At 61.7% G+C, this 22,594-nt stretch carries 17 protein-coding genes and 1 pseudogene; 4 read left to right on the top strand and 14 right to left on the bottom strand.

The window, feature by feature from the left end:
* Positions 1–115: 115 nt before the first annotated feature.
* From praA to A7317_RS16570, 3 genes are all read right to left on the bottom strand, one after another.
* The gene (praA, locus tag A7317_RS16580) at positions 116–610 is read right to left on the bottom strand and encodes an alkane oxidation protein activator PraA (RefSeq protein WP_069076357.1); all 495 of its coding nucleotides are present in this window, start codon (positions 608–610) and stop codon (positions 116–118) included.
* A 135-nt stretch (positions 611–745) separates the two neighbouring features.
* Complete coding sequence (locus A7317_RS16575) at positions 746–2,026, bottom strand: alkane 1-monooxygenase (RefSeq protein ID WP_069076356.1); 1,281 nt, start codon at positions 2,024–2,026, stop codon at positions 746–748.
* A 318-nt stretch (positions 2,027–2,344) separates the two neighbouring features.
* Positions 2,345–3,343: an alpha/beta fold hydrolase gene (locus A7317_RS16570; protein ID WP_069076355.1), complete on the bottom strand. Its 999-nt coding sequence runs from the start codon at positions 3,341–3,343 to the stop codon at positions 2,345–2,347.
* 276 nt (positions 3,344–3,619) lie between these two features.
* Here A7317_RS16570 and A7317_RS16565 point away from each other — a divergent pair, with 276 nt between their 5' ends.
* From A7317_RS16565 to A7317_RS16555, 3 genes are read left to right on the top strand one after another with little or no spacing between them, the layout of a single operon-like run.
* Positions 3,620–5,158 (top strand): flavin-containing monooxygenase, encoded by a 1,539-nt coding sequence (locus tag A7317_RS16565; RefSeq protein WP_069076354.1) that lies wholly within the window; start codon positions 3,620–3,622, stop codon positions 5,156–5,158.
* Positions 5,155–6,045, top strand: coding sequence for an SDR family NAD(P)-dependent oxidoreductase (locus tag A7317_RS16560; RefSeq protein ID WP_069076353.1), 891 nt, complete (start codon positions 5,155–5,157; stop codon positions 6,043–6,045). The genes A7317_RS16565 and A7317_RS16560 overlap by 4 nt, the downstream gene beginning before the upstream one ends.
* A 15-nt stretch (positions 6,046–6,060) precedes the next feature.
* Complete coding sequence (locus A7317_RS16555; protein ID WP_069076352.1) at positions 6,061–6,903, top strand: metal-dependent hydrolase; 843 nt, start codon at positions 6,061–6,063, stop codon at positions 6,901–6,903.
* Here A7317_RS16555 and A7317_RS16550 read toward each other — a convergent pair.
* A pseudogene (locus A7317_RS16550) lies at positions 6,900–8,975 on the bottom strand (PTS sugar transporter subunit IIC/EAL domain-containing protein). The gene A7317_RS16555 and the pseudogene A7317_RS16550 sit on opposite strands and share 4 nt — an antisense overlap.
* A gap of 313 nt (positions 8,976–9,288) precedes the next feature.
* Here A7317_RS16550 and A7317_RS16545 point away from each other — a divergent pair.
* Entirely contained in the window at positions 9,289–9,618 is a 330-nt protein-coding gene (locus A7317_RS16545) for a DUF6388 family protein (protein WP_024075940.1), read from the top strand.
* Positions 9,619–9,625: 7 nt separating this feature from the next.
* On the opposite strand, the gene A7317_RS16540 is transcribed toward A7317_RS16545, so the two are convergent.
* The 10 genes from A7317_RS16540 to A7317_RS16495 are packed head-to-tail and all read right to left on the bottom strand — an operon-like array spanning position 9,626 to position 22,584.
* The gene (locus A7317_RS16540) at positions 9,626–10,462 is read right to left on the bottom strand and encodes a serine/threonine-protein kinase (protein ID WP_024075941.1); all 837 of its coding nucleotides are present in this window, start codon (positions 10,460–10,462) and stop codon (positions 9,626–9,628) included.
* Positions 10,459–11,190 (bottom strand): PP2C family protein-serine/threonine phosphatase, encoded by a 732-nt coding sequence (locus A7317_RS16535; protein WP_069076351.1) that lies wholly within the window; start codon positions 11,188–11,190, stop codon positions 10,459–10,461. Before A7317_RS16535 ends, A7317_RS16540 begins: the two co-directional genes overlap by 4 nt.
* Positions 11,187–14,549, bottom strand: a complete 3,363-nt coding sequence (gene tssM, locus A7317_RS16530) for a type VI secretion system membrane subunit TssM (RefSeq protein WP_069076350.1) — start codon at positions 14,547–14,549, stop codon at positions 11,187–11,189. Before tssM ends, A7317_RS16535 begins: the two co-directional genes overlap by 4 nt.
* A gap of 15 nt (positions 14,550–14,564) precedes the next feature.
* The gene (gene icmH / locus A7317_RS16525) at positions 14,565–15,431 is read right to left on the bottom strand and encodes a type IVB secretion system protein IcmH/DotU (RefSeq protein WP_069076349.1); all 867 of its coding nucleotides are present in this window, start codon (positions 15,429–15,431) and stop codon (positions 14,565–14,567) included.
* A gap of 5 nt (positions 15,432–15,436) precedes the next feature.
* A complete protein-coding gene (tssK, locus tag A7317_RS16520) occupies positions 15,437–16,765 on the bottom strand; it encodes a type VI secretion system baseplate subunit TssK (RefSeq protein WP_069076348.1) in 1,329 nt (442 codons plus the stop codon).
* A gap of 1 nt (position 16,766) precedes the next feature.
* Complete coding sequence (gene tssJ, locus A7317_RS16515) at positions 16,767–17,252, bottom strand: type VI secretion system lipoprotein TssJ (RefSeq protein WP_069077420.1); 486 nt, start codon at positions 17,250–17,252, stop codon at positions 16,767–16,769.
* A gap of 5 nt (positions 17,253–17,257) precedes the next feature.
* Positions 17,258–18,448, bottom strand: a complete 1,191-nt coding sequence (tagH, locus tag A7317_RS16510) for a type VI secretion system-associated FHA domain protein TagH (protein WP_069076347.1) — start codon at positions 18,446–18,448, stop codon at positions 17,258–17,260.
* Between the two features lie 15 nt (positions 18,449–18,463).
* Entirely contained in the window at positions 18,464–18,595 is a 132-nt protein-coding gene (locus tag A7317_RS16505) for a hypothetical protein (protein ID WP_024075948.1), read from the bottom strand.
* 27 nt (positions 18,596–18,622) lie between these two features.
* On the bottom strand, positions 18,623–20,149 hold the full coding sequence (locus tag A7317_RS16500) for a sigma 54-interacting transcriptional regulator (RefSeq protein WP_069076346.1): 1,527 nt from the start codon (positions 20,147–20,149) through the stop codon (positions 18,623–18,625).
* Positions 20,146–22,584, bottom strand: coding sequence for an AAA family ATPase (locus A7317_RS16495; RefSeq protein WP_069076345.1), 2,439 nt, complete (start codon positions 22,582–22,584; stop codon positions 20,146–20,148). Before A7317_RS16495 ends, A7317_RS16500 begins: the two co-directional genes overlap by 4 nt.
* Between the last annotated feature and the right edge of the window lie 10 nt (positions 22,585–22,594).

The raw sequence follows: 22,594 nt of genomic DNA, 5'->3' as shown, positions 1-22,594 counted from the left end.
TATGGCGAATTCATTTCGCCCGGGGTAATGGCCATGAACGAGAGGTCACGGTGAAACTGCAGAACTTCCCTTTCCAGCCAAATCTCAATTCAATTACCGCTACAACATCCAACCACTACTCAACCACTTTGAAGTTCGGTGGCATCTTGATCGACACCGTCTTGATCTTGCAGTCTTCGCCAATCGGAACATTGGCTGCTTCCAACTTTCCGGTGGCGTTATCCCAGGTGCCGTCGGCCGTGGAAGGGCCGCACTTGCCGCCCAGGCCGAAGGCGTGCACATCTACGCGGATCTTCGACATCGAGCCGCTTTTTGCGTCCTTGGCAATTAATACCCACGGCAAGTTGATGGCTTCGACCCGGCTGCACTTGAGGCCGCCATCGAATTCAACTTTATCGACATTCACCGACGTCCCATCGGCGGCAACCTTACCGGCGACTTTGATGGTGCAGTCGGCGCTGATCAGCGCGCCCTTGGAAAAGCTGATCGGGCCCTGGGCAGTAAAGGCGCTGCCGGCCGGTTCGATACGTGCGGCCTGGGCCTGTTGATAGACAATCAAACCCAACGCAGCCAATACGATATGCGTGGTGAACTTGGCAGGTGCTTGCATGGTGTACGTCCTTCCCTTGAAATTATTTTTGTTCGGGTCAAACAACTTGCTTGCCATAAAATCGGTAACACCAGGGCGATAGCAACCTGCGCAATACACAGATCACGAACGCCGTAAATAACGTACTACTTCAGATCAAAATGACTGGGTCGTGCCGCTGTACTTTTCCAAGTACTTCAAACGCTGTGAAGGTTGAAGATTGGTCAGCGTGATATCACCGCCATAATGATTCAGCACACGATGATCCATCCGTCGTCGCCATAAGTAAGGTACATAGGCCCAGACAATCATGCTCGCGTAACCGTAGGGTAGTTGCGGCGATTCATCGAAGTGACGCAACGACTGATAACTACGCGTGGGGTTGGCATGGTGATCGGAATGCCGTTGCAACTGGAACAAAAAGATATTGGTGACAATTCGATTACTGTTCCAGGAATGCCGTGGCGAGCAACGCTCATAACGACCGTTGGGCAACTTCTGGCGTTTAAGGCCGTAGTGTTCGACATAGTTCACCACTTCCAGCAACGAGAAGCCGTAGATGCCCTGGATGATCAGGAATGGCACCACTGCCCAACCCAACCAGGCGATCATCGCGCCCCACAGCACCACGCTGTACATCCAGGCACTGAGCACACCATTTTTCCAATGCCAGGCCGGCAGGCCGAGTTTGCGCAGGCGCTCGCGCTCCAGGTTCCACGCCGAGCGGGCGCTGAACCACACCGAGCGCGGCAGAAAGGCCCAGAAGCTCTCACCCAGGCGGGAGCTGGCGGGGTCTTCCGGGGTAGCGACACGTACGTGATGGCCGCGGTTGTGTTCGGTGTAGAAGTGCCCATAGAACGTAGGGGCCAGCGTGACCTTGGCCAGGAACACTTCCAACGGCTTGGGCTTGTGCCCCAGTTCATGCGCGGTGTTGATCGCAATGCCGGTGGCAGCTCCCGTGGACATGGCCATGCCCAGGTAAGTGAATACGCTGATCTGACCGTGAAGCTGGGTGCGCTCGGTGATATACGCAGCGGCCTGTGCCATCCAGCTCGAAGGGTCCAGTGTGGCGGTGGCGTGCAGCAGGCCGCCGTTGATGATCCAGTCGATACCGCCAGCGGCCAGCCAGCCGGTGATGACCACCGAAGCGATGACAAACAGCACACCGGTGTAGACGATCCAGCGGTAGTAGCCTTGGGACTCAAGGTGGCTGACGGCGGACTCGGGCGGGTTGCTGACGTCTTCACCGAGCAGGCCGTCGATCAACGGGATCAGGCCAAAAATCACCAGTACGCCGACCCACCACAATTGTTGTACGCCGGTGGTGATGGCGAGAGCGCCGGAGAGCAAGGGGGTTGCCAGCGGCATGATGCCGAGCCACCACAGGTGGCGCTTGCCGTCGGTCCAGATGCTTGGAGCTGCCAGGGCCTGGTTCATGGCAGCCTCCGAATGCAGTCGGTGGGCAGGCAAACGAATGGGGCGACAAACAGGTTCACGGAGCGCTGACTGCCCCGAAAAACCAACCATGCGATAAAAGACGTTTTTTTCATTATTTTATTCGCTCTTAGGCATTTCAAAAATTGTTTCAAATTAGACATTGAAATAATTTTTTTAAATAAATAGCGCGGAATCGTTAGGTCGTCAACTAGTTTCTCGAGCGCTTTTTTCCGTGACCGATCAGTCTCTTTTTCAGCTGTTTAGTCAGGTGTCTAGGCCAGGCAATTGACGCCGTTGAACCGCAAGTCGGGTAACCAATTATTTACTAGCCAGGGCAAATGGCGGATGCAACAGCGTGGCGTTTTGCGCCGGTCGCACGCGCTTGGCAACCTGCTCCACCAGCACGGCCACACGCTCGGCGGCCGTGATTGGCAACATGTGTCCGCGCCCCTCCACCACTTGCAGCTTAAGCCCCGGCACCTTGCTGGCCAGGGCCTGGCCGTGTTTTTGAAAGTCCAGCACCTTGTCCTGTGCGCCGTAGATCAGGCCGATGGGCAGGGTCAGTTGCGGGTAGCGCTTGACCATGTCCGGCAAGTGCTGGTTGACCAGGTTGATCTCGGTGGAGGCGGCATAGAAGTTGTCAGGGCGCATGCCGAGCAAGCCGCCACCGCGCGTGGCGAAATCGTCTGGAGCGGCATCAGGGGCGAACACGCCTTTGACCACCGAGCCTTTGGTCAGCAGGCCGACGGGCATGGTCAGGGTATGCGCCATCCAGCGTCGCAACCACGCCGGGCGCACCGCCAATGACAGGAACACCAGTGGCAACAAACGTTGGGGATGGGTCAGCGGCGCCACCAGAATCAACCCCGATACCGCATGGGGGTGGTCAAGGGCCAGCGCCAGGGCAATCGCACCGCCGAGGGAATGCCCCAGCACCAGCGGTTTGTCCAGGCCCAGCGTATTGATAAAGGCGGCGATTTGCCGGGCCTGGGCCGGCAGGTCGGCGGGCGTACCGGTGTGACGGGTGGAATAACCCGACCCCGGGCGGTCGAGGGTGATCACCCTGAAGTGCTCACGCAATCGGCCGGACAAGGCATAGGTCAGGTTGCGACTGCTGCCCATCAGCCCGTGAATCATGACCAGCGGTGGGCCTTCGCCCTCCTCGTAATAGTGAAAGCGCTCGCCCTCGACATCGACGAAACGCCCATTGCCTGGAACAGCTGTTTCGATGCGCCGTGTCATCCAGGTACTGAACCCCCATAACACGGCGCTCGCACCGACCAGCACACCCGCAGCGATAACCCATTCAACAGCCATAGCTCGGTCCTCTGCTTCCCTGCTGCCGACCGCCCGACCGGTATTGATCAAGGCCTCAGCCATCGTCCACACCCGGGACCTAAACTTCGTGCATACCCTCGCGTCCGTCGGACAGGTCGCACATAAGGAGCCAGGGACTAGCGTAGGCGATATTTTCAGGTAGATTATTTAAAATCTTTTTTAAAATAAATAATTCAATTTTCCTTTGCAATGGTGTTCTATCTAAAAGACAAAACAAAAAACAGGAGCACATTCGATGCCCATGAAGGACTGCCTATGAATGCCCACAGCGAATCCATCGACATCGCCATCATCGGTTCAGGCTTCGCCGGCCTGTGCATGGCCATCCAGCTCAAGGAGGCCGGCCTGACCGACTTCTTTATCGCCGAGCAGGCCGAGACGCTCGGCGGCACGTGGCGCGACAACCACTACCCAGGGTGCGCCTGCGATGTGCAGTCCCATGTCTACTCGTTTTCGTTTGCGCCCAACCCTGACTGGACGCGCCAATTCGCGCCGCAAACGGAAATCCGCGCTTACCTGGAGCAATGCGCCCGGCGATTCGAGCTGATGCCGTACCTGCGCTTCAACATGGGCCTGCAACGCGCCGTGTTCGATGAGCAGCAGCAACGCTGGCAACTGCGTTTCAGTGACGGGCGCCAGGTCAGCGCGCGGGTGCTGATATCGGGCATGGGGGCGCTGTCGCGCCCGGCGCTGCCGGATATTCCGGGGCTGGAGAGTTTCAAGGGCAAGCGCTTCCACTCCCAGCAGTGGGACCACGACTACCTCTTGAAGGGCAAGCGCGTGGCGGTGATCGGCACGGGCGCCAGTGCCATTCAGTTCGTGCCGCAGATCGCGCCACAGGTGGCCCATCTGGACCTGTTCCAACGCACCCCGCCGTGGATCATGCCCAAGCCCGACCGACCGATTTCTCGCGCCGAACGCTGGGCCTTCAAGCACCTGCCTTTCACCCAGCGCCTGGTACGCGGTGCTTTTTACTGGGCGCTGGAAGGTCGCGTGGTGGGCTTTGCCCTGCACCCACGGCTGATGAAGATGGTGCAGAAAATCGCCCTGCGCCACCTGCACAAACAAGTGGCCCGCCCTTCCCTGCGCAAGGCCCTGACCCCGGACTACACCATCGGCTGCAAGCGCGTGCTGATCTCCAACGACTATTACCCGGCGCTGTCACGCAGCAATGTCGAGGTGGTGACCGAGAGTGTGCTGCGCATCGAAGCCGATGGCGTGATCACCGCCGACGGTAAAAAACACCCCGCCGATTGCCTGATCTTCGGCACTGGCTTCCAGGCCACCGACCCGCTGCCCCGCGATTGCATCATCGGCCGCGACGGCGTCGACCTGATGGATGCCTGGCGCGATGGCGCACATGCCTATAAAGGCACCACGGTGCCGGGCTATCCGAACCTGTTCCTGATCATCGGGCCCAACACCGGGCTGGGGCATAACTCGATGATTCTGATGATCGAGGCCCAGGTCGCCTACATCCTCGATGCGCTCAAGCACATGCAGCGACACCGCATCGCCACGGTCGACGTCAAACCCGCCGTGGAGCACACCTACAACCAGCAACTGCAGGCCAGGCTCAAGCGCACCATCTGGAATACCGGCGGTTGCCGCAGCTGGTATCTCGATCCCCGTACCGGCAAGAACACCACGCTGTGGCCCGGTTCGACCTGGCGCTTCAAGCAGGTCACCCGGCACTTTGCGCTCAAGGACTATGTCGTCGGCCTGGCGCCGGTCAACGCACCACCGCGCGCGATAGCCGCACCCAATGCCGGTGTCGAAAGGAGCCTGTCATGAAGTCATTCAACGGCCGCGTAGCGGCGATTACCGGCGCGGCGTCGGGTATGGGCCGCGCATTGGCCCTGGCCCTGGCCAGGGAAGGCTGTCACCTGGCGCTGGCGGACAAGAATAGCCAGGGACTGGAGCAGACCCTGGCCTTGATCAAGACCTCGCCCCTGTCGCCGGTGACCGTCACCACCCAGGTGCTGGATGTGTCCGACCGCCAGGCCATGGAAGACTGGGCCGCGCGCTGTGCGGCCGACCATGGCCAGGTCAACCTGATCTTCAATAATGCCGGCGTGGCGCTTTCGAGCACCGTCGAAGGCGTGGACTATGCCGACCTGGAATGGATCGTCGGCATCAACTTCTGGGGCGTGGTGCATGGCACCAAGGCATTTTTGCCCTACCTCAAGGCCAGCGGCGACGGCCATGTGATCAACACCTCCAGCGTCTTCGGCCTGTTTGCCCAGCCCGGCATGAGCGGCTACAACGCGACCAAATTCGCCGTGCGCGGCTTTACCGAAGCCCTGCGCCAGGAGCTCGATTTGCAACGGTGCGGCGTCTCGGCCACCTGTGTACACCCAGGCGGCATTCGCACCGATATCTGCCGCAGCAGCCGTATCGACGCGAACATGACCGGCTTTTTGATCCACAGCGAACAGCAGGCCCGTGCCGACTTCGAGAAGCTGTTCATTACCGACGCCGATCAGGCCGCCAAGGTGATCCTGCAAGGTGTGCGCAAGAACAAGCGCCGCGTGCTGATCGGCCGCGACGCGTATTGCCTCGACCTGCTCGCGCGCTGCCTGCCGGCGGCCTATCAGGCCTTGGTAGTGCTCGCCAGCAGACGCATGGCGCCCAAACCACGCAGGCCGATGCTTGAAACCAACGACGAATCCCGTCTCTGAACAGGAGGACGCACCATGCTGCCTATCCGTCGCGATATCCGCTTTGCCTTACCGGCTGAACGCATCAAGAACTGGCATGAGCAAGGCCCGTTCATCACGCACTTCTTCAATGCCCTGTCGCTGCTGTTTCCCCAAGGAGAGCTGTTTTTCATGGACAGCGTGCGCCACTACCGCGCGCACATCCATGACCCGCAGTTGAAGAAAGAGATCCAGGGTTTTATCGGCCAGGAAGCCATGCACAGCCGCGAACACGTGGCCTATAACGATTTGCTGCAAGCGGCGGGGCTGCCGGCGCACACCCTGGACCGACGTCTGAAATTCATCCTCGACCTGCAGAAAAAACACCTGCCGCCGTCTTTCAACCTGGCGGTAACCATCGCCCTGGAGCACTACACCGCGATGCTCGCGGAAATACTGCTCAGCGACCCGTCGCGCTTTGGCGACTCACACAAGGGCTACCAGCAGATGTGGTACTGGCACGCCCTGGAAGAAACCGAGCACAAGGCCGTGGCGTTCGATGTGTGGAACACCGTGGTCAAGCCCGGGCCACTGCGCTATCTGTTGCGCACCGGGACCATGCTCACCACCACCCTGCTCTTCTGGCTGGTGGTGTTTGATTTCCACGTACGCTTGCTGATTGCCGACCGCAAGGCCGGAGGGCATTTAAAGGGGGTCTGGCGCATGCTCAAGTTTCTCTACGGTCCCAAGGGGGTGTTCCCAAGGATGCTGCGACCGTGGCTGCATTACTTCAAACCCGGCTTTCACCCCTGGGACCACGACAACCGCGCACGCCTGGCGGGCATAGACGGGTTGCTCGAAGAGATCGCCCGGACCGGTGGTGGCTACGAGTCGGCCTAGGCCTCGGCCAGGCTGGCGCGATTGCGCACAAAGCCTTGCAATTGATCGCCTGGCAGCGCCTTGCTGAAATACCAGCCCTGGATAATCAGCTCATTGCCTGAGTTCAGGAAGGCCAACTGCTCGGCGGTCTCCACGCCTTCGACCACCACTCCGAGGTTCAACGCCTCGCAAAAGCGCAACAGGCCGGTCAGCACCTGGGCGCCCTTGGGCTCGTGCTGGGCGACCACAAAACTGCGGTCGATCTTGATGAAGTCCACCGGAAACTGGTGCAGGTAACTCAAGGCGGAATACCCGGTGCCAAAGTCATCGATATAGATCTTGGCGCCGATGGCTTGCAGTTTCTGGAGGGTCTGGCGCGTGACCTGGATATCACTGACCAACGCGTCTTCGGTGATTTCCACCGACACCTGCCCGTGGGCCTGGGCCAGTATTTCCACCAGGCGTTCGCCATAGGCAGCATCCGTCAGGGTGGCGCTGGAAATATTGATCGTCATCGGCAAGGCAAAACCGATTTTCTGCCACTTCTGGTACTCACGCACGGCCTGGGACGCCACCCACACATCCACATCCGGCATCAGTCGCGCCTGGGCCAGCCATTGCAGAAATTCCCAGGGCGAATGCACGGTACCCTGGGCATCCCGGGCGCGCATCAAGGCTTCACAGCCGGTACACAGGCCGGTGCGGGTCGAGACCTGGGGCTGGAACTCGAGGTAGAACTCATAATCGCTGATCTGCTGGATGCGGCTCAGTTCGTTGGCCTGGCGCGCCAGCAGCTTGTGGGACGCGAGCACCGGGTCCAACTCCAGCAGGCGGCCTTTTTCTTCGAGGCCGCGAAAGGTCATGTCCAACGACTTGAGGTACACCGTACCGCCTTCGGTGGGCTGACGATGGATCGCGCGCACATAGGGCGCGTAGATCAGGGTGCCGATCACCAGCAGGGCGACTTGCAGCACCACCGCGGCCAGATCGCCGTGGGTGCTGAGGTAGGCATTGAACAGCACCGGCGCGGTAAATGGCACGCTGACCACGGCGGGCGACACCCAGCCGAGCTGCACCACGGTCAGCGCCACCATCGCATTGAAAGCCGGCACCAGCAGGAACGGAATGAACAAGCGCGGGTTGAGGATAATCGGCAAACCAAACAGCAGCACTTCGCTGACGTTGAACAACGACAACGGCAAGCTGGCTATTGCCAACAGGCGCATGGACTGGCTCCGGGAAAACAGCAGGATCGCCACCAACAGGCACAACGCCCCGCCCGAGCCGCCGATAAAGGCGAAACTGCCCAGCAGGCCACTGTTGAGCAGGTACTTGATCGGCTCTCCGGCGGCCAAGGCGGCATGGTTCAGCACCACCGCCTGGTCCAGCACATCGAACAACGGCTGCATCGCGTACACACCGTGAATGCCGAAAAACCACAACAGCGAATTCATCAGGGTCACGAACAAACCGCTGCCGTAGGGTGATTCCAGCGCATCGATCACCTACGGCCCCTGAAGCTCTGCCACATAGGGAATCTGCAACAGCATCGACAGCACCACCACCAAGGCCAGTGAGGTGATTGCGCCCGGCATCACCATATTGATGGTGCCCCTGAGGTTGTGGGCCACCAGGTCCTCGTTGACCAGGCGGGTCCAGCGATAGCGATGCAGCCAGGCGATCGCGGGCACATTGAGCAGCGGCGAAGCAATCGCGATAAACAGTACGAAGGTGGCCGAGGTGCGCGGGTAATCACGCAGGATAAAGGTCGCCACCACCACGTGGGCCAGGCACAGGAAGGCGACGGGCAACTGTGGCAGCCGATATTGAATGGCAAGCATGTAACCGATGGAGGCCGCCACCAATAGCGGGATCACCGAGCTGATCTGGTTATGCAGCCCCGCCAGGAAGGTCACCAACGACGGGGCGAACCCCAGCACGCGAGCGCATTCGGACAGGATCAGAAAGGCGGCCGACACCAGCAGGCACGGCAGGATCCACAACAGCCCCTCGCGGATCGCACGCAATGACTCGGTACTGGCCAGGGCGGCCAGACGCTGGGTAAAGAACAGTTTGAACAGCGTTTGCGCCATGACCCATCCCTCTGTCCGTCGCTTACCGTCCCTGGGAGGCAGGGCCGAAAACACCGGCTAACGCTACACGTCCTGATAGCGGGAGCGAAAGGCTTTTGCAGCGCCACCCGGTTTTTTTCGGCATTCATTTCGGGGCGTTATGCTTGTCGAACTTCCTGGGTTGGCCCATCCTTGGCCCATCCTTGGCCCTCGACGCGCAGATCGACGATCCGCCCGTTCTGCCAGCCGGCACCCGCCATCCGTTAACGTGGCGCCGGACACTGGACGCGACTGCACCTCGACCCTGACCCCTTTATCAACCTGGAGCACAGCCTTGTCACAACCCGGCGATAACCACCAGCTCGCCCTGGACCGATTCCTGGCAGAACATCCCGACATCGTCACGCAGTTGGATACCCTGAACCCGCTGGCGGCCCAGGCCAAAGGCGAAACCCTGGCGCAATACCGCGCCGAGCACCTGCACGAAGCCTTCGAGGCTGAAGCCGAGCGCCAGGGGCTGTTTGCCTGGGAGCTGACACTCAAGCTGACAGCGGAGTCAGCCCAGGCGTTCGAAGCCCAACGCCTCGAAGTCCACAAGGAAGTGGCGCAGATGGCCGGCATGAGCTGGGCTGACTACTGCCGGTTGCACGACGTGAACAGCTGACACCGCGCTACACAAACCAACGGCGCCACGGGCAGCCCATCATCTCACGCAACTCAGCGACGCTGATGGTGCGACGCTCGGGGTCCAGGGCCAGCGCCGTGCGTAACGCCGGCCAATAATGCCGAGGCCATTGCCGTGGCCGCGGCAGTGACTCAGCGGATGAGCGCTCCCCCGGCCGCCGTCCTTGCGCCATCTCGTAAAGCACGCACGCCACGCCGTACAGGTCGGCGGCCATTGACAGCGCATCGCCGGCCAGCAGCTCCGGCGCGGCATAAGCGGGTGTCCAGGCACCGATATGGCCGCGGCTCAGGCCCGGCAACCCGGTCGTGAGCAGCGACTGCCCCAGGCCGAAATCGAACAACCGCAGGCCCTCCTCGCTGACCATGACGTTGCCCGGCTTCAGATCGCCGTGCAGCACACCCAGGCGATGGGTATACGCCACGGCGTCGAGCAACTGCACCGCCATCGGTTGCAGTTCTCGCCAAGGCATGCCACCGGGGTATTCGAGCAGCAGTCGGTCCAGGGTCATGCCGTGCATCAACTCCATGGTAAAGAACGCGATATGCCGGTTGATATCGACGTCGAATCCATACATGCGCACCACCCGCTCATGTCGCAGGCCGCGGGCCAGGGCAAACTCGCTGTACAACAGCACATGGGCGTCCGGGCACTCGGCAAAGGTTTCGCCGAGGACCTTCAAGGCCACACTGGAACACGGTTCGCCGAATTGTTCGTGCAGCAAGTCACGGGCGCGGTAGACCACACCCATGCCTCCGCTGCCGAGTATCCGCTCCAGCTGATAACGCCCGGCGAGCAGGCTGGGTGGGGCCACGGTCGCGCTCATGACTGCACCACCACAGCAGTCAGGTCGTCCCGCGCCGTGCCGCGCATGACGGCGGCGAACAACCGGTCCACCATCTGTTGCGGCGTGCCCATGCTCAAGGCACGTCCCAGCTCGCCATGACTGAGTGACTGGTACAGACCGTCGCTGCACAACAGGAACACATCGCCTGGCCGAGTGCTGAGCTCCAGCACTTCCAGGTTCAAGGGCTCACGGGCGCCGATGGCCCGCGTCAAGGCCCGCGCATCCGGGTGGGCTCGGGCCTGCTCCAGGCTCAACTGTTGTTCATCCATCAATTGTCGAAGCAGGGAGTGGTCGCGGGACAGTTGATACAGGTTCTGCCCGCGCCACAGGTAGCAACGGCTGTCTCCCGCCCACACACAGGCAGCACGACTGCCCTCCAACAGTAGCGTGACGACGGTGCTGCCCATGGTGCCGTCGAGATCACCTGCGGGGCGTCTCAGCCCATGGCCCAGTTGCCAATTGAGCGATTGCAGGCATCGGCGAACGGCTTCCACGCGCTGATCGAGGCTACCCTGCCCCGACAAGGACGCCAGGCTGCTGGCCACCCATTGGCTGGCCACATCCCCGGCCCGGTGCCCGCCCATGCCGTCCGCCACCGCCCAACAGCCGCGTTGAGGGCAATCGAGGAACGCGTCCTCGTTACGCGCCCTGACCTTGCCGCGCTGCGTACGCCCCGCACTGCGCCAAGGGGTGCGATGGCGGCTCACAGACGCTCCGGCAAGCGGAACGTGCGCCAGGCCGCGATTTGAAATGGGTTGGGCATGCGCTGGCTGGTCAACAGGTAATTGGCGCGCAAACCCGAGAGGTCAGACTTGAGTATCTGCGCGTTTCGGCCATTGGCGGGCTCGCTCTGCATCAAATCGAAGAAGCGGAACAATGACCAATCTCCGCTGTTTTTCTCGATCCCCAGGGGTCGATGCGCGCCCCGCTCCAGGACCAGGCTGCTGCGACCGTTGTCGGCCTCGGTGGGCCAATGAAACGCCATGGGCACGATGGGGCCGTGGCGATATTCCAGTTGTTGATCGCCAATACGCAGGATGGCGCGACTGACCGCCTGGTCCAGGCTGTAGGGGGCCAGGGTAAAGCGCACGGACAAGCCTCCTTGTTCCTCGGAAAAAAAACCGCGCCGGATCACTTGCGCCTTCGCCAGTTGGTCCAGGAAAGCACGTGATGTCGGAAAGCTGCGCCCGTCCAGGCCGCGCAAGCGGTAGCGGCTGCCCTCGGTGCTGACAAACGGGCGCAGGTAACTGTCATAGAACCGCGCCATCACACCTCGAGGCTTGAAAAAATCGGTGAAATCACTGAGCGCCACATCGCTGGTACCGTGGGCATTGAACGGGTACCGCTGGCGAATGGCCTTGGCATACACACCGTATACCTCGCTTTGATAGCGCTGGTTCACATACACATAGGCCTCGTCCAACCAGTGGCGCCAGACATCATCGGCAATGGCCTCGAACCAGGCAGACAGCGGCAGTGGCAGACGCGCAGCAGCGTCACGCAAATTGCCCAGCACATCCTGCTGGCCCTCCATGCGCCGTATAGCCTTTTGGAAGGCCGCCTGCTCCGGCGCACTCTCACGGTTCAGGGCCGTCAGTTGCAGGTGCAACTCGTCGGCCAGACGCAGGGCCTGGCTTAACTCGGCACCGGGGTTTTGCCGCTCGTCCAGCATCTGGTGCAACGGTTCGAAGCGGCGCTGCAACGCACGCCGGGCCGAATCCGGCGGCAACTGCTCCATTAGCGCGTCGCTTGCCAACTGCGCCACCGCGCCCACCTCACCGATCTGGCGCGTCACCTCATCCAGTCGCTCGCTGACAGGGAGCAAGCGGGTATTTTCCCTGACCAACTGCAACAGCTGGATCACGGGCGACTGGGCGGACGTCAAGCTGGCAAGTTGCTCGGCACCTTGCCTGAGGCCGTCAGTCGCCTGCAGGCTGACCTGGCCCAATGCCTCACTCCAGGCGTCGGCGTACTCGCTGAAGTAACGCTGCTCGAGCTCAAGCATCAGCCGGCGTAAATCCATGGCACTCAAGTCCGTCCCTTCACCCAGCACCCAATTGTCCTGGGCAATGGCATTCACCAATCGCGGCCCCTGCGTCTCGAAATACTGCAAATACCGTTTTGTGTAGAACCCGGGGATCGGATGATCGATGGCGGCAAATACCTTGCCCTCGGCAAAGCGCAAGGGTTCCAGGTTACGCGACTGCTCGCGCAGCACCCGGTAGATCACATCGGCCAACGACTCACCGCGCAATGCCTGGCGCGCCAGGGCAACCAGTTGATCATCCACCGGTGCCACGAACGATTGCCCAAGCAACTGCGCCAGGTGCACATTCAGGCGGTGCTGTGTCGACGTATCGCCCGCATAACGTGCCGACCAATGGCCAGCCACTCGCTGCGCCAGCCAAGCCGTATCACGGCGCTCGCGCAAGGTGAGCATCAGGTAGGCACGCAGGTTGTCCAACAGCCGCTCGCGATCATCCAGGCTCGAACGCACCTGCTCTTCGAGCAACTCGGTCACCCGTGGCAATAACTGCTGTTGCAGGGCCTGCTCATACGCGCTGTCCAGCACCGGCTGACTCGCTTCTCCCTGATACAAGCCTGCACGTTCCACCAGTGGCACGTCCTGCACTGCGGGGAAAACCTGGATCGCCGCCCGCCGTGCATCCAGCAGCGGCAACACGGCCAGCGTCGCGTCCGTACCAAGTGGCAAGGCAACTGGCGTCGCCAGGTTGGCCAGTTGCTGCAAGCGATGATGGTTGACCGAATAACTGTGCATCCACAGCCAACCCGCCGCACCGATGACCAGGGTTGCGGCCACGGCCACGCCGATTTGCCGGCGACGTATGCGCTGCTGCTCCTGGCCCTGCAGACCGGCGAGGCCGGCCTCGGCAAATATCACCCGGTTGAACAAGCCCTGGATGAAGTGCGAGCCGCGCTCACCGGCGCAGGTCAAATAGAACCCGCGCAGTCCGTTGATACGTTGATAACGATGCGCGGAAAAAGCCAGCTCGATAAATGCGCACAGGCGTTCGCCGACTCGCGCCATCTGTTGCGGAAAGTCGAGTGTCAGCCCGCGCTGCTCAACACTGCGCTGCGCGTGCAAGCGCTGAATCAACTCACCCCCCAGGCGTTGCAGCAGCGTCTCGAACGCCTGGCGCACCTGGGTGACTTCAGTGCCGGCCTTGCCGGTGATCAGCTGTTCACCCAGTACGCCTTCGGCGGCGTCGGCCTGGGGTGAGTCGAAGTATTCGGCAAACCCCGTCAACCGATCGGCCTGGGTCAGGACCAGGTAGATCGGCACATCGACATGCAACGTCTGCTGGATTTCCTGCAAGCGCGTGTGAATGTGACGGGCGTGATGGTCCAGATCCAGCGGGTGGCTGCCAACCAGCGTTTCCATCGACAAGGTCACCACGACACCATTGAGCGGGCGGACCTGGCGTCGCGCCCTGAGCAGCCTGAGCAAGGTCAACCAGCCCGCGGCATCCACGGCACCGTCCGGTTGCGTCAGGTAGCGTCCGGCGGTATCGACCAGCACCGCGTCGTCGGCAAAGTACCAATCACAGTAGCGGGTCTGGCCCGTCGAACTCGGCTCGACACGGTCCAGCGGAAACGGCAACCCACTGGCCGCCAGCAAGCGCGTCTTGCCACTGCCCGCCTCGCCGATCAACAGGTACCAGGGCAGCTCATCACGCCAACGCTCGCTGCGTTCAGCATACCGGCCAGAGGTTTTCAGGGTATGTAGCGCCTCCCTGAAGCGGCCACGCACTTGTTTCTGCTCGTCCTCGATGCGCCCCTGTTGCTCATGATGCGCCTGGTGTCCGGGCTTTTTCAGCCGCGCGGCGCGGCGCCCGCCGGCCAGGACCATCGCCAGCCCCCACAACAGAAACACCACGCAGACGGTCAACAGGCGCGATGTCGGTGCGGCCCAGAACCGATACCCGTCCACCGCGAGCAAGGGTCCGAAAAACCATACCAACAGCGCGACTGAAAGCACCAGCAACAAGCTCCAGACCCAAATCGTAGCCAGCACGGTGCCCGCGCCCTTGAAGAATGCGTTCATTCATTGCTCCCAGCGTTACAGGGGCGTCCGAGTCAGATCCGGCGCCGAAATTTGAAAAGGTTGCAGCACCTGTGTGCGCTCTTTGCCCAATACCCAGGCAAACCCCGAATAGATCGCCAGCATGCAGCCCAGGCAAAGGATTCCAACCCAAAGGGTCGGCAGCTTGCGCGGGGCTTTATGGCGTACGGGCTCCACCCGTGGCGGTAATACAGAGACAGGCAGCGGCGTGCCCCGGACATGCCTGACCTGGCGATACAAGGCATCGCGCACCGCTTCAAGTTGCAGCACGCCACGCTCCATGACCCGATATTTACCCTCAAACCCCATCGCCAGGCACAGGTACATCAATTCCAGCAGCGCAATGTGCTTGACCGGGTCTCGGGACAGTCGCTCCAGCAGCTGGAAAAACTTTTCGCCGCCGAACGTTTCGTTATGGAAGCGGCTCAGCAGGCTGACCTTCGACCAGTCGCTGCGACTGCCCCAGGCGGTGGTCACCACCGCTTCGTCGATCACGCTGCACAACACATAACGCGCCGACATGACCTGGCCGTTTTCGCTCCCCTCATGTAAGGCACGGGTCTCGAATTGGGTGACCCCTTCCGACAGCCGATCATTCAGTGTTTGCAAGCTTTCCCGACCGCCATGGTTCCTGAGCCGGGCCACCTCCGCGAGTAATTCCCAAGCGACCGCAACCAGCGGGTTAAGCCCCATATTGAAGGTCTGCGCGCCCTGCAAGCGGGCCGCGTAGATCATTCGGTCTTCCAATTGCTCGAAGCGCGGTGGCGTGGGGAAATCGGTGATCGCGCCCTGCGCCGGCCCCCGTCCTTCACGATCAAGCAGGACAGTTTTTTCGTCCTGTGGGTATTCACGGTCCGTGGTCATAGTGTTCAGTTCCTGATGGCCCAGAAGGTGAGTTCAAGCTCGGCAAACTCGCCGCCGACATGGAAGGCAAACCCACCCGAATGCTCCAGTTGCGTGATGTCCCGGGCGCTGAGTTCGAGCATGAAATAGGTTTTGCCGGCATGGAACGGCAACTGTCGCGGTGCCACCGGCAGCGGCTTGACCTTGATGCCCGCCAGATGCAGGTTGACCAGTTCGCGTATACGCTCCACCGGGCCGATCTTCAGATGCGCCGGCAAACGGTGACGAAGCTCATCCGAATCACACTGCGCGCTGGCCGTCAGGATGAAGGTCGCGCTGCCGAGCAGCTTGAGGTCGCTCACCTGGCATACCAGCACGCCGTATTGACGCTGTTGCAGCGCGAGCTCCATGGCATGCTGCTCCAGCACCATCGACAGCATGGAGCGAATGCCCTCCATCAGCCCACGAAAGCTGGCGCCCTGGTCGTTATGCCGATACCGCACGTCCAACGGGGCACGCTTGCTGTCATGGGCGAACGTCGATAACTCACCGAGCATCGACAGGCACTCGCGGAACACCGTTTCCGGACGAACCTGAACCTGGCCCAGATAGTGACGCAGGACCCACTCGCAACGATTGACCAGTTGCAGCATCAGAAAGTCGCCGATCTGCGAACCGGCGGCGGCACCGTTGCCCTGGATACGCTCTGCAATGGCGTCGCCTCGGCAGGCCAGCAGGCTGATCACCTCCTTGAGGCACGACGATACATAAGCCGATCCCTGGACATACATGAAGGTCGGGCTGAACTCCGGGTCCAGGCTCACGCCCTCTTCATCCGTGCAATCCACAACCTGGGCGACCTTGAGCATCACACACGCCTGGTCACTGTGATGCTCCCCCAGCAGCAGGCGCAGGTCCGGACGGCCGCAGTGAATCTGACAACGTAAATCGATACCGGCATTGGAGTCGCCAACGTCCATCGGCCAGGTGATATAGCGTGCCCAGACATCGGCCTGGTCCTGCTTGCGCGCCTCGATCTGGTTGTGGGTCGTCAACGGCAACGCAAGATAGATCCCTTGCCTGCCCGCGTTGGCAGGTACCTGCAGGACCAGCGGCTCCATGGCGGCACTCAACTCGAAGAGGCTGCCGTCGGGTAATACACCACTGGCTTGGTTGACGACGATCTTGCCCAGGCGCAGGTACTGCAGGTCGATTTCAAGGGTGATGAAACCCCAGGTGTCGCAGCCCAGCAGGCGGGTGCGGTTGAGTTGCTGGTTGTAGTAACGATCGTTGTGTTGCAGGTGCTGGGGCCGCAACAACATGCCTTCCTGCCAAATGACTTTATGAACGAGCATATCAATCCTGCCTCGCACCAGAAATCGGGTTGGCGACCCGGATGCCAGCCTTGTCAAGCACCAGGCTGGCCCGGGTCAGTTTCTGCGGATTAAGCGACACCACCATTCGCCACTGCACATGGGGCAGGTCTCGATAGGCGGCCAGCACCCCCACATAACGGCTCTGCGGTTCAACCTTGAGCTTGAGCTCCAGCCGTTCGCCGGGGCGCATTTCCAGCTCCTCGCTGCTTACCCAGTCCTTGGGCAAGGCTTGCTCGGCACGCCCGTAAAGGCTGAAAAAATCGGCGTTCTCGAAGGCCACGGGATGGCGCAGCTCGAGCAAGTGCACCACGATCGGCGAGGGACGCCCGTGCAGGTCGGGGTTGACCTGATCGCTGGCGACCAGCTTCAGGTCCAGCTTGGTCACGGTAGAAAAAGGCGACAGGGTGCTGCACCCGGTCAACAGGCTGAATACCACCAGCATGGATGCAACGGCGGCTCGATACATGATCATCATCCCGGGTAGTCCACATGAAGGGTGGAGATCAGGCGGACCTGCTCGTCATAGGCTCTGGCGAAGTCCTTGCCCAACAGGTGTCCCGTGAGCGGTTCAGCCTCGACCAGGCGCTGGTAGTGACGTTGATAGGCGCGCCATTGGGCACCGTCGGTGTTGAACCGGGGCGATTTGTCCTGGCGCTCGAAACACAGCAGCAGATAGCTGGGGGCGAACGCTTCCCGCGCGCTGCGCGCCGCGGCACGACATGCCGCCAGCAATGCAATCTGATGCGTCTGCATATCCCGGTGCACTTGAGTGATCGCCAGGTCGGCGGGCAGTTGGCCAAATTCGCTGATGCCCAACAATGCGGCCAACGCCGTCTCGGCATCCGCGCACTGCCTTAGGGGGTTTGGGCTGTTCACAACGGGAGCGGCGGGCGCCAGGTTCGATTCACTTTTCAGTTCGTCGCAGGTGCGCAGGTTGTGCTGCAACCCCTCGATACTCAGCTTGAGCAAGCCGGCGACCTTGATCGCCAATGCCTCTCGCGCTGGCCTGTCAACGTCGTCGAGGCGGATCCCCAGCGCTGCCGCAAACTGCGTCCAAAAGGACTCGTTGTCCGCTGGCGCAGTGACAACCTGCGGGCTCGGCGGCACCTCCAGGTCGGGCTCCACCCATCGAGGCAAGACCAGATGGTCTCGGTCCGCCGCGCTGTGAGTCATCCACGGCCCCGGTTCTTGGGCGACAGTACTCAATGCGTCCAGCCCGTCCAATGACGGATGGGTGAGGTCCTCATCATCCAGCGCCTGCATGGGGTCCAGGGCCAGGAAAGCATCGTCGGGAATCGGCCCCGGTGCCGTAAATCGCCGCGCGCCGGGCGGGGCCGGCGGCTCGATAAGCCTTGCGCGTATCGCCAATGCCCCCAGTTGAAAAAGATCACCGTCGGCGATCAGTCGCGCCTGCCCTTTATTCAGGCGTTCACCACTGTCGGCCACGCAAATGCCATTGCTGCTGATGTCCGTCAGAAAGTAGCGACCTTCACGGTAGCTCACCAGCCCATGGTGACTGGACAACAGTCGACTGGCATCGGGGATCACCCAGTCGCAACCGGCCCCGCGACCGATCACACCGCCGACACCGGCAAACGTCTTGCGAGCGCCGGCCAGCGGCTCGGTGCCAGCGCCGTCATACACTTCAAATACCAGTTGCATGCTCGGGTCCTCCATTCACTGGCCGCGACTGGTCGCTTGCGGGTCGCCCAACGGACGGTAGTCAGCATCATCGAAGACATAATTGGCGTTACAGCCGCCCAGCACACACAACACAAGCAACATGGCTTGCCACAGACGATCAGGCATCGGGTATCTCCCATAGACACAAGGCATTCAGCACTCCCCCTTGGCTTCACCAACAGGAATATTCAAGCGGGCAAGCCGGTAGAGCAGCGTGCGGCGAGCGACGCCCAGCTCACGGGCGGTGCGTGTTCGATTACCACGGTTCTTCTGCAGGCAATCGATCAGGACCATGCGCTCCACCCTCTCCAGGCGCTGGCGTAATGTGGTCTCTACAGCGGCCTCCGTTCGCGGCGACAGCGCCAGGTGCAGCGGCAGGATCACACCGTCATCACACAGCAGCACCGCGCGCTCCACCAGGCACTTGAGTTCGCGGACATTGCCGGGGAAGCCATGACTCGTCAGTTGATCCAGGGCCGCGCTTGACCAGCCAACAGCTGGCCGACCGAGTGCCATACAGGCCTCGTCGGCGAAATGACGCGCCAGTTGCAGCGCGTCGCCGTCGCGCTCACGCAGCGCCGGCAACTCGATGGGAAACTGCGCCAGCCGGTAATACAGGTCTTCGCGGAAGGTCCCCTGGGCCACCATGGCAAGCAGGTCACGGTGAGTCGCCGCGATGATGCGGACATCGACCTTATGGGAAGCATTGGCCCCCAGCGGACGCACTTCTCCTTCCTGCAAAACGCGCAGCAACTTGGCCTGCAGTGAGAGCGGCATGTCACCGATTTCATCCAACAGCAGCGTGCCGCCATGGGCTGCATCAAATAACCCGACGTGGTCGCGCTGGGCCCCGGTAAATGCGCCCTTGCGGTAGCCGAACAGCTCGCTCTCCAACAGGCCTTCCGGAAACGCGGCGCAGTTCTGCACCACGAACGCTTTAGCGCTGCGCGGCCCGGCGGCGTGGATGGCCCGCGCCACCACTTCCTTGCCGGTACCGGTCTCGCCACGCAGCAACACGGTGTACGGCGTGTGCAGGACCTTACCGATCAAGCGGCAGGTCTCGTTCATCGCGACACTGTTGCCGATCAAGCCGTACACACGAGTGGCGGGCGCTCTCGATTTGAGCCGGGTGACCTCCGATGCGGGCTGCATCCGTCGCAACAGGCTCAATTGCGCCAGCGCGAAGCCGCCAAGGCGCGCCAGCGAGGCAACATAACCTTGCAATTGGGCTGGGCGCGGGCTGGCGCACAGCAATACCCCCATGATGGTTTTGCTGCGCCCCAGCAGCGGTATGCAGGACAGGCAATGCCAAGGCTGCGCCACTGCCGGCAGGAACCCGGTGTCATGCACGCACTGGCTCAGGTCATCCAGGGTAAGGGGCTGCCCTTGGGTCAGCACGTAGTGCAACAGAGGTTCATGCTGGGAGCCAGGGCCCGACGCTGGGTCGCCCGGCGGCAGTGCCCCGTGGAGATGCTGGGCGATCAGCTCAAGCCTGCCCGCCGGCTCATCGAACAGGTACAGCTGGCTGAGTTCACACTGGCTCAGTTGCGCAGCGCCGGTCACGCACAAGTCCGCCAGCGTGGTTTCGTCGTGTTCATGGCCCAGTCGGCAGAACCAGCCGAGCAAGGTCTCGGCATAGGTCAGGGGATGGGGTAATGGGGTAAACAGGCTTTTCATCATTGGCCGAACTCGCAGACTGGCCGACCGCTGCTATCCAGCCGTGCATGAACCCGTGACAGACCTGCATGGCCCACCGTTGCAGTCAGCAGCCGATCAGCGATCTGCGGCAGCAGGTCCGACTCGATCCACTGATCGATCGCGCGCGCTCCGCTGTCACCGTGTGTGCAGAGCCGGACCATGTGCGCCACCAGCTCGGGCGTGTGGGTAAACGCCAACTGGCGTTGCTGCAATCGCTGGCCAAGGCGCGCAAGCTTGAGGCGTGCCACGTCATTGAGCACCTCACCCGTCACCGGGTAATAGGGCACCACCCGCATCCGGGCCAGCAACGCCGGTTTGAAGTGTGCCCGCAGCGCGGGGAGGATCGCGGCTTGCAATACCTCGATGTCCGGGCGCAGGCCGTCGGCGCACGCCTCACTGATGCAGTCGCTGCCAAGATTGGAGGTCATCAGGATCAACGTATTACGGAAATCGATCTCCCGCCCTTCGCCATCATTGGCCAAGCCCTTGTCGAAGACTTGGTAGAACAGGTTCAACACCTCCGGGTCTGCCTTCTCGACCTCGTCGAGCAACACCACCGAATAAGGGCGTTGCCGCACCGCTTCGGTCAGGACACCGCCTTCGCCGTAGCCCACGTAACCCGGAGGTGCACCGATCAATCGAGACAGTGAGTGTTTTTCCTGATACTCCGACATATTGATGAGGGTGACGAACCGCTGGCCTCCGTACAGCAGGTCGGCCAGCGCCAGCGCGGTTTCGGTCTTGCCCACACCGCTGGGGCCGGCCAGCAGGAATACACCTACCGGCGCATCGGGTTCGTTGAGGCCGGCAGCTACGGCCCGCAGGCTGCGATCAAGCGCCTGCACGACCGGCTCCTGTCCCAGAATGCGTGCTCGCAAGGCATCGGCGAACCCCAGGACTTTTTCGCTGGGTTCAAGGGCCACTTGCTCGACGGGAATCCCGGTCCACGCACTGATGACCTGGGCCACCAGGCGCGGGCACACCGTCGGGCTTGCCGTCGGCTGCTCGCGCTGTTCAACCCAGCACTGCTCCAGGGCCTGGCGCTCCTGCTCCAGGGCATCCAGTCGCAGGCTCAAGGCTTGCAGGGCCACCTCATCGACCGGCAGCCCGACCTCGGCATCCCTGCGCAGCGCCAGGTGTTGCCGCGTCCCTTCGGCAAGCTCGGCGACAAGGCATTGCAAGGCTTCGGGCCGCGCCGACAAGCACGTGCGAGCCCTTGCGCACGCCGTATCCAGCACATCCACCGCTTTATCCGGTAGCTGGCGCCCGGCCAAATACCGCGCGCTCATGTGCGCTGCCGCGACAACCGCATCATCGCGCACGTACACGTCATGGCTGGCCTCATAGACCGGCACCAGTCCACGCAGGATCGATACCGCGGCCTCGACACTCGGTTCGCCCACCCGTACCGGTTGAAAACGCCGCGCCAATGCGGGGTCCTTTTCGATGTATTGCTTGTACTCCGACCAGGTGGTGGCGGCGATGGTCCGCAGTTGACCGCGGGCCAACGCAGGCTTGAGCAGGTTGGCGGCATCCGACGCACCACCCGGCCCCGCGGCCCCCACCAGCATATGAGCCTCGTCGATAAACAGGATCACGGCCTGGGGCGAGGCGTTGACTTCGTCGATCACCCCCTTGAGGCGGCGCTCGAATTCGCCCTTGATACCAGCCCCCGCTTGCAGCAGCCCCATATCAAGGGTCAGCACGCGCACATCCTGGAGGGCTGGCGGTACCTGCGATGCGACCACTTGCAGGGCGAAGCCTTCGACAATCGCCGTTTTCCCGACCCCGGCTTCTCCGACCAGGATCGGGTTGTTCTTGCGTCGACGCACGAGGATGTCGATCAATTGCCGGATTTCACCCTCCCGGCAGATGACAGGGTCGATCAAGCCTTCACGGGCCTGGCGCGTCAGGTCCTGGGTAAAACGCTGCAACCATGATTCAGCCACCACTGCCTGGACTTGTGCGCCCTGGCTCAATAAGAAGTCACGTACGCGATCAGCGTCCAAACGGCTCAAAATACCTTGATAACCGCTGCCGGCGTGCTCCAGGGGATGACGTAGCAGCGCGAGCAACAGGGCACCTTGGTCAACGTCATGTCGCCCCAGTTCAAGGTGCGCAACCATCAACGCCTGTTGCAACCACTGCACCAAAGCCTGGGCGAACACCGGGTTGTGGGTTGCACACTGCGCGGTCTTTGGCTGCAGCGTCGCCTGCAGTTCGTGCAGCGCTACGTTGGCCTCTGCCAGCGCCTTGGCCAACACGCCATCGGCGTGCTCCAGCAGCGCCAGCAGCAGGTCCTCCACCAGCACTTCGCGACCGCCCCGGGCGATACAACGTTCAGCCGAGCGTTCCAGGTCGCTGCGGGTTTGCGCCGCCAATGTCCGTATCAATTGTTGCAGGTCTACATTCATCATAATCATCAGT

The organism is Pseudomonas fluorescens (assembly GCF_001708445.1).
Classification (GTDB): Bacteria; Pseudomonadota; Gammaproteobacteria; order Pseudomonadales; family Pseudomonadaceae; genus Aquipseudomonas; species Aquipseudomonas gorinensis.
Note: the sequence above shows the minus strand (reverse complement) of the source record. Positions and strands in the feature narration are given on the sequence as shown.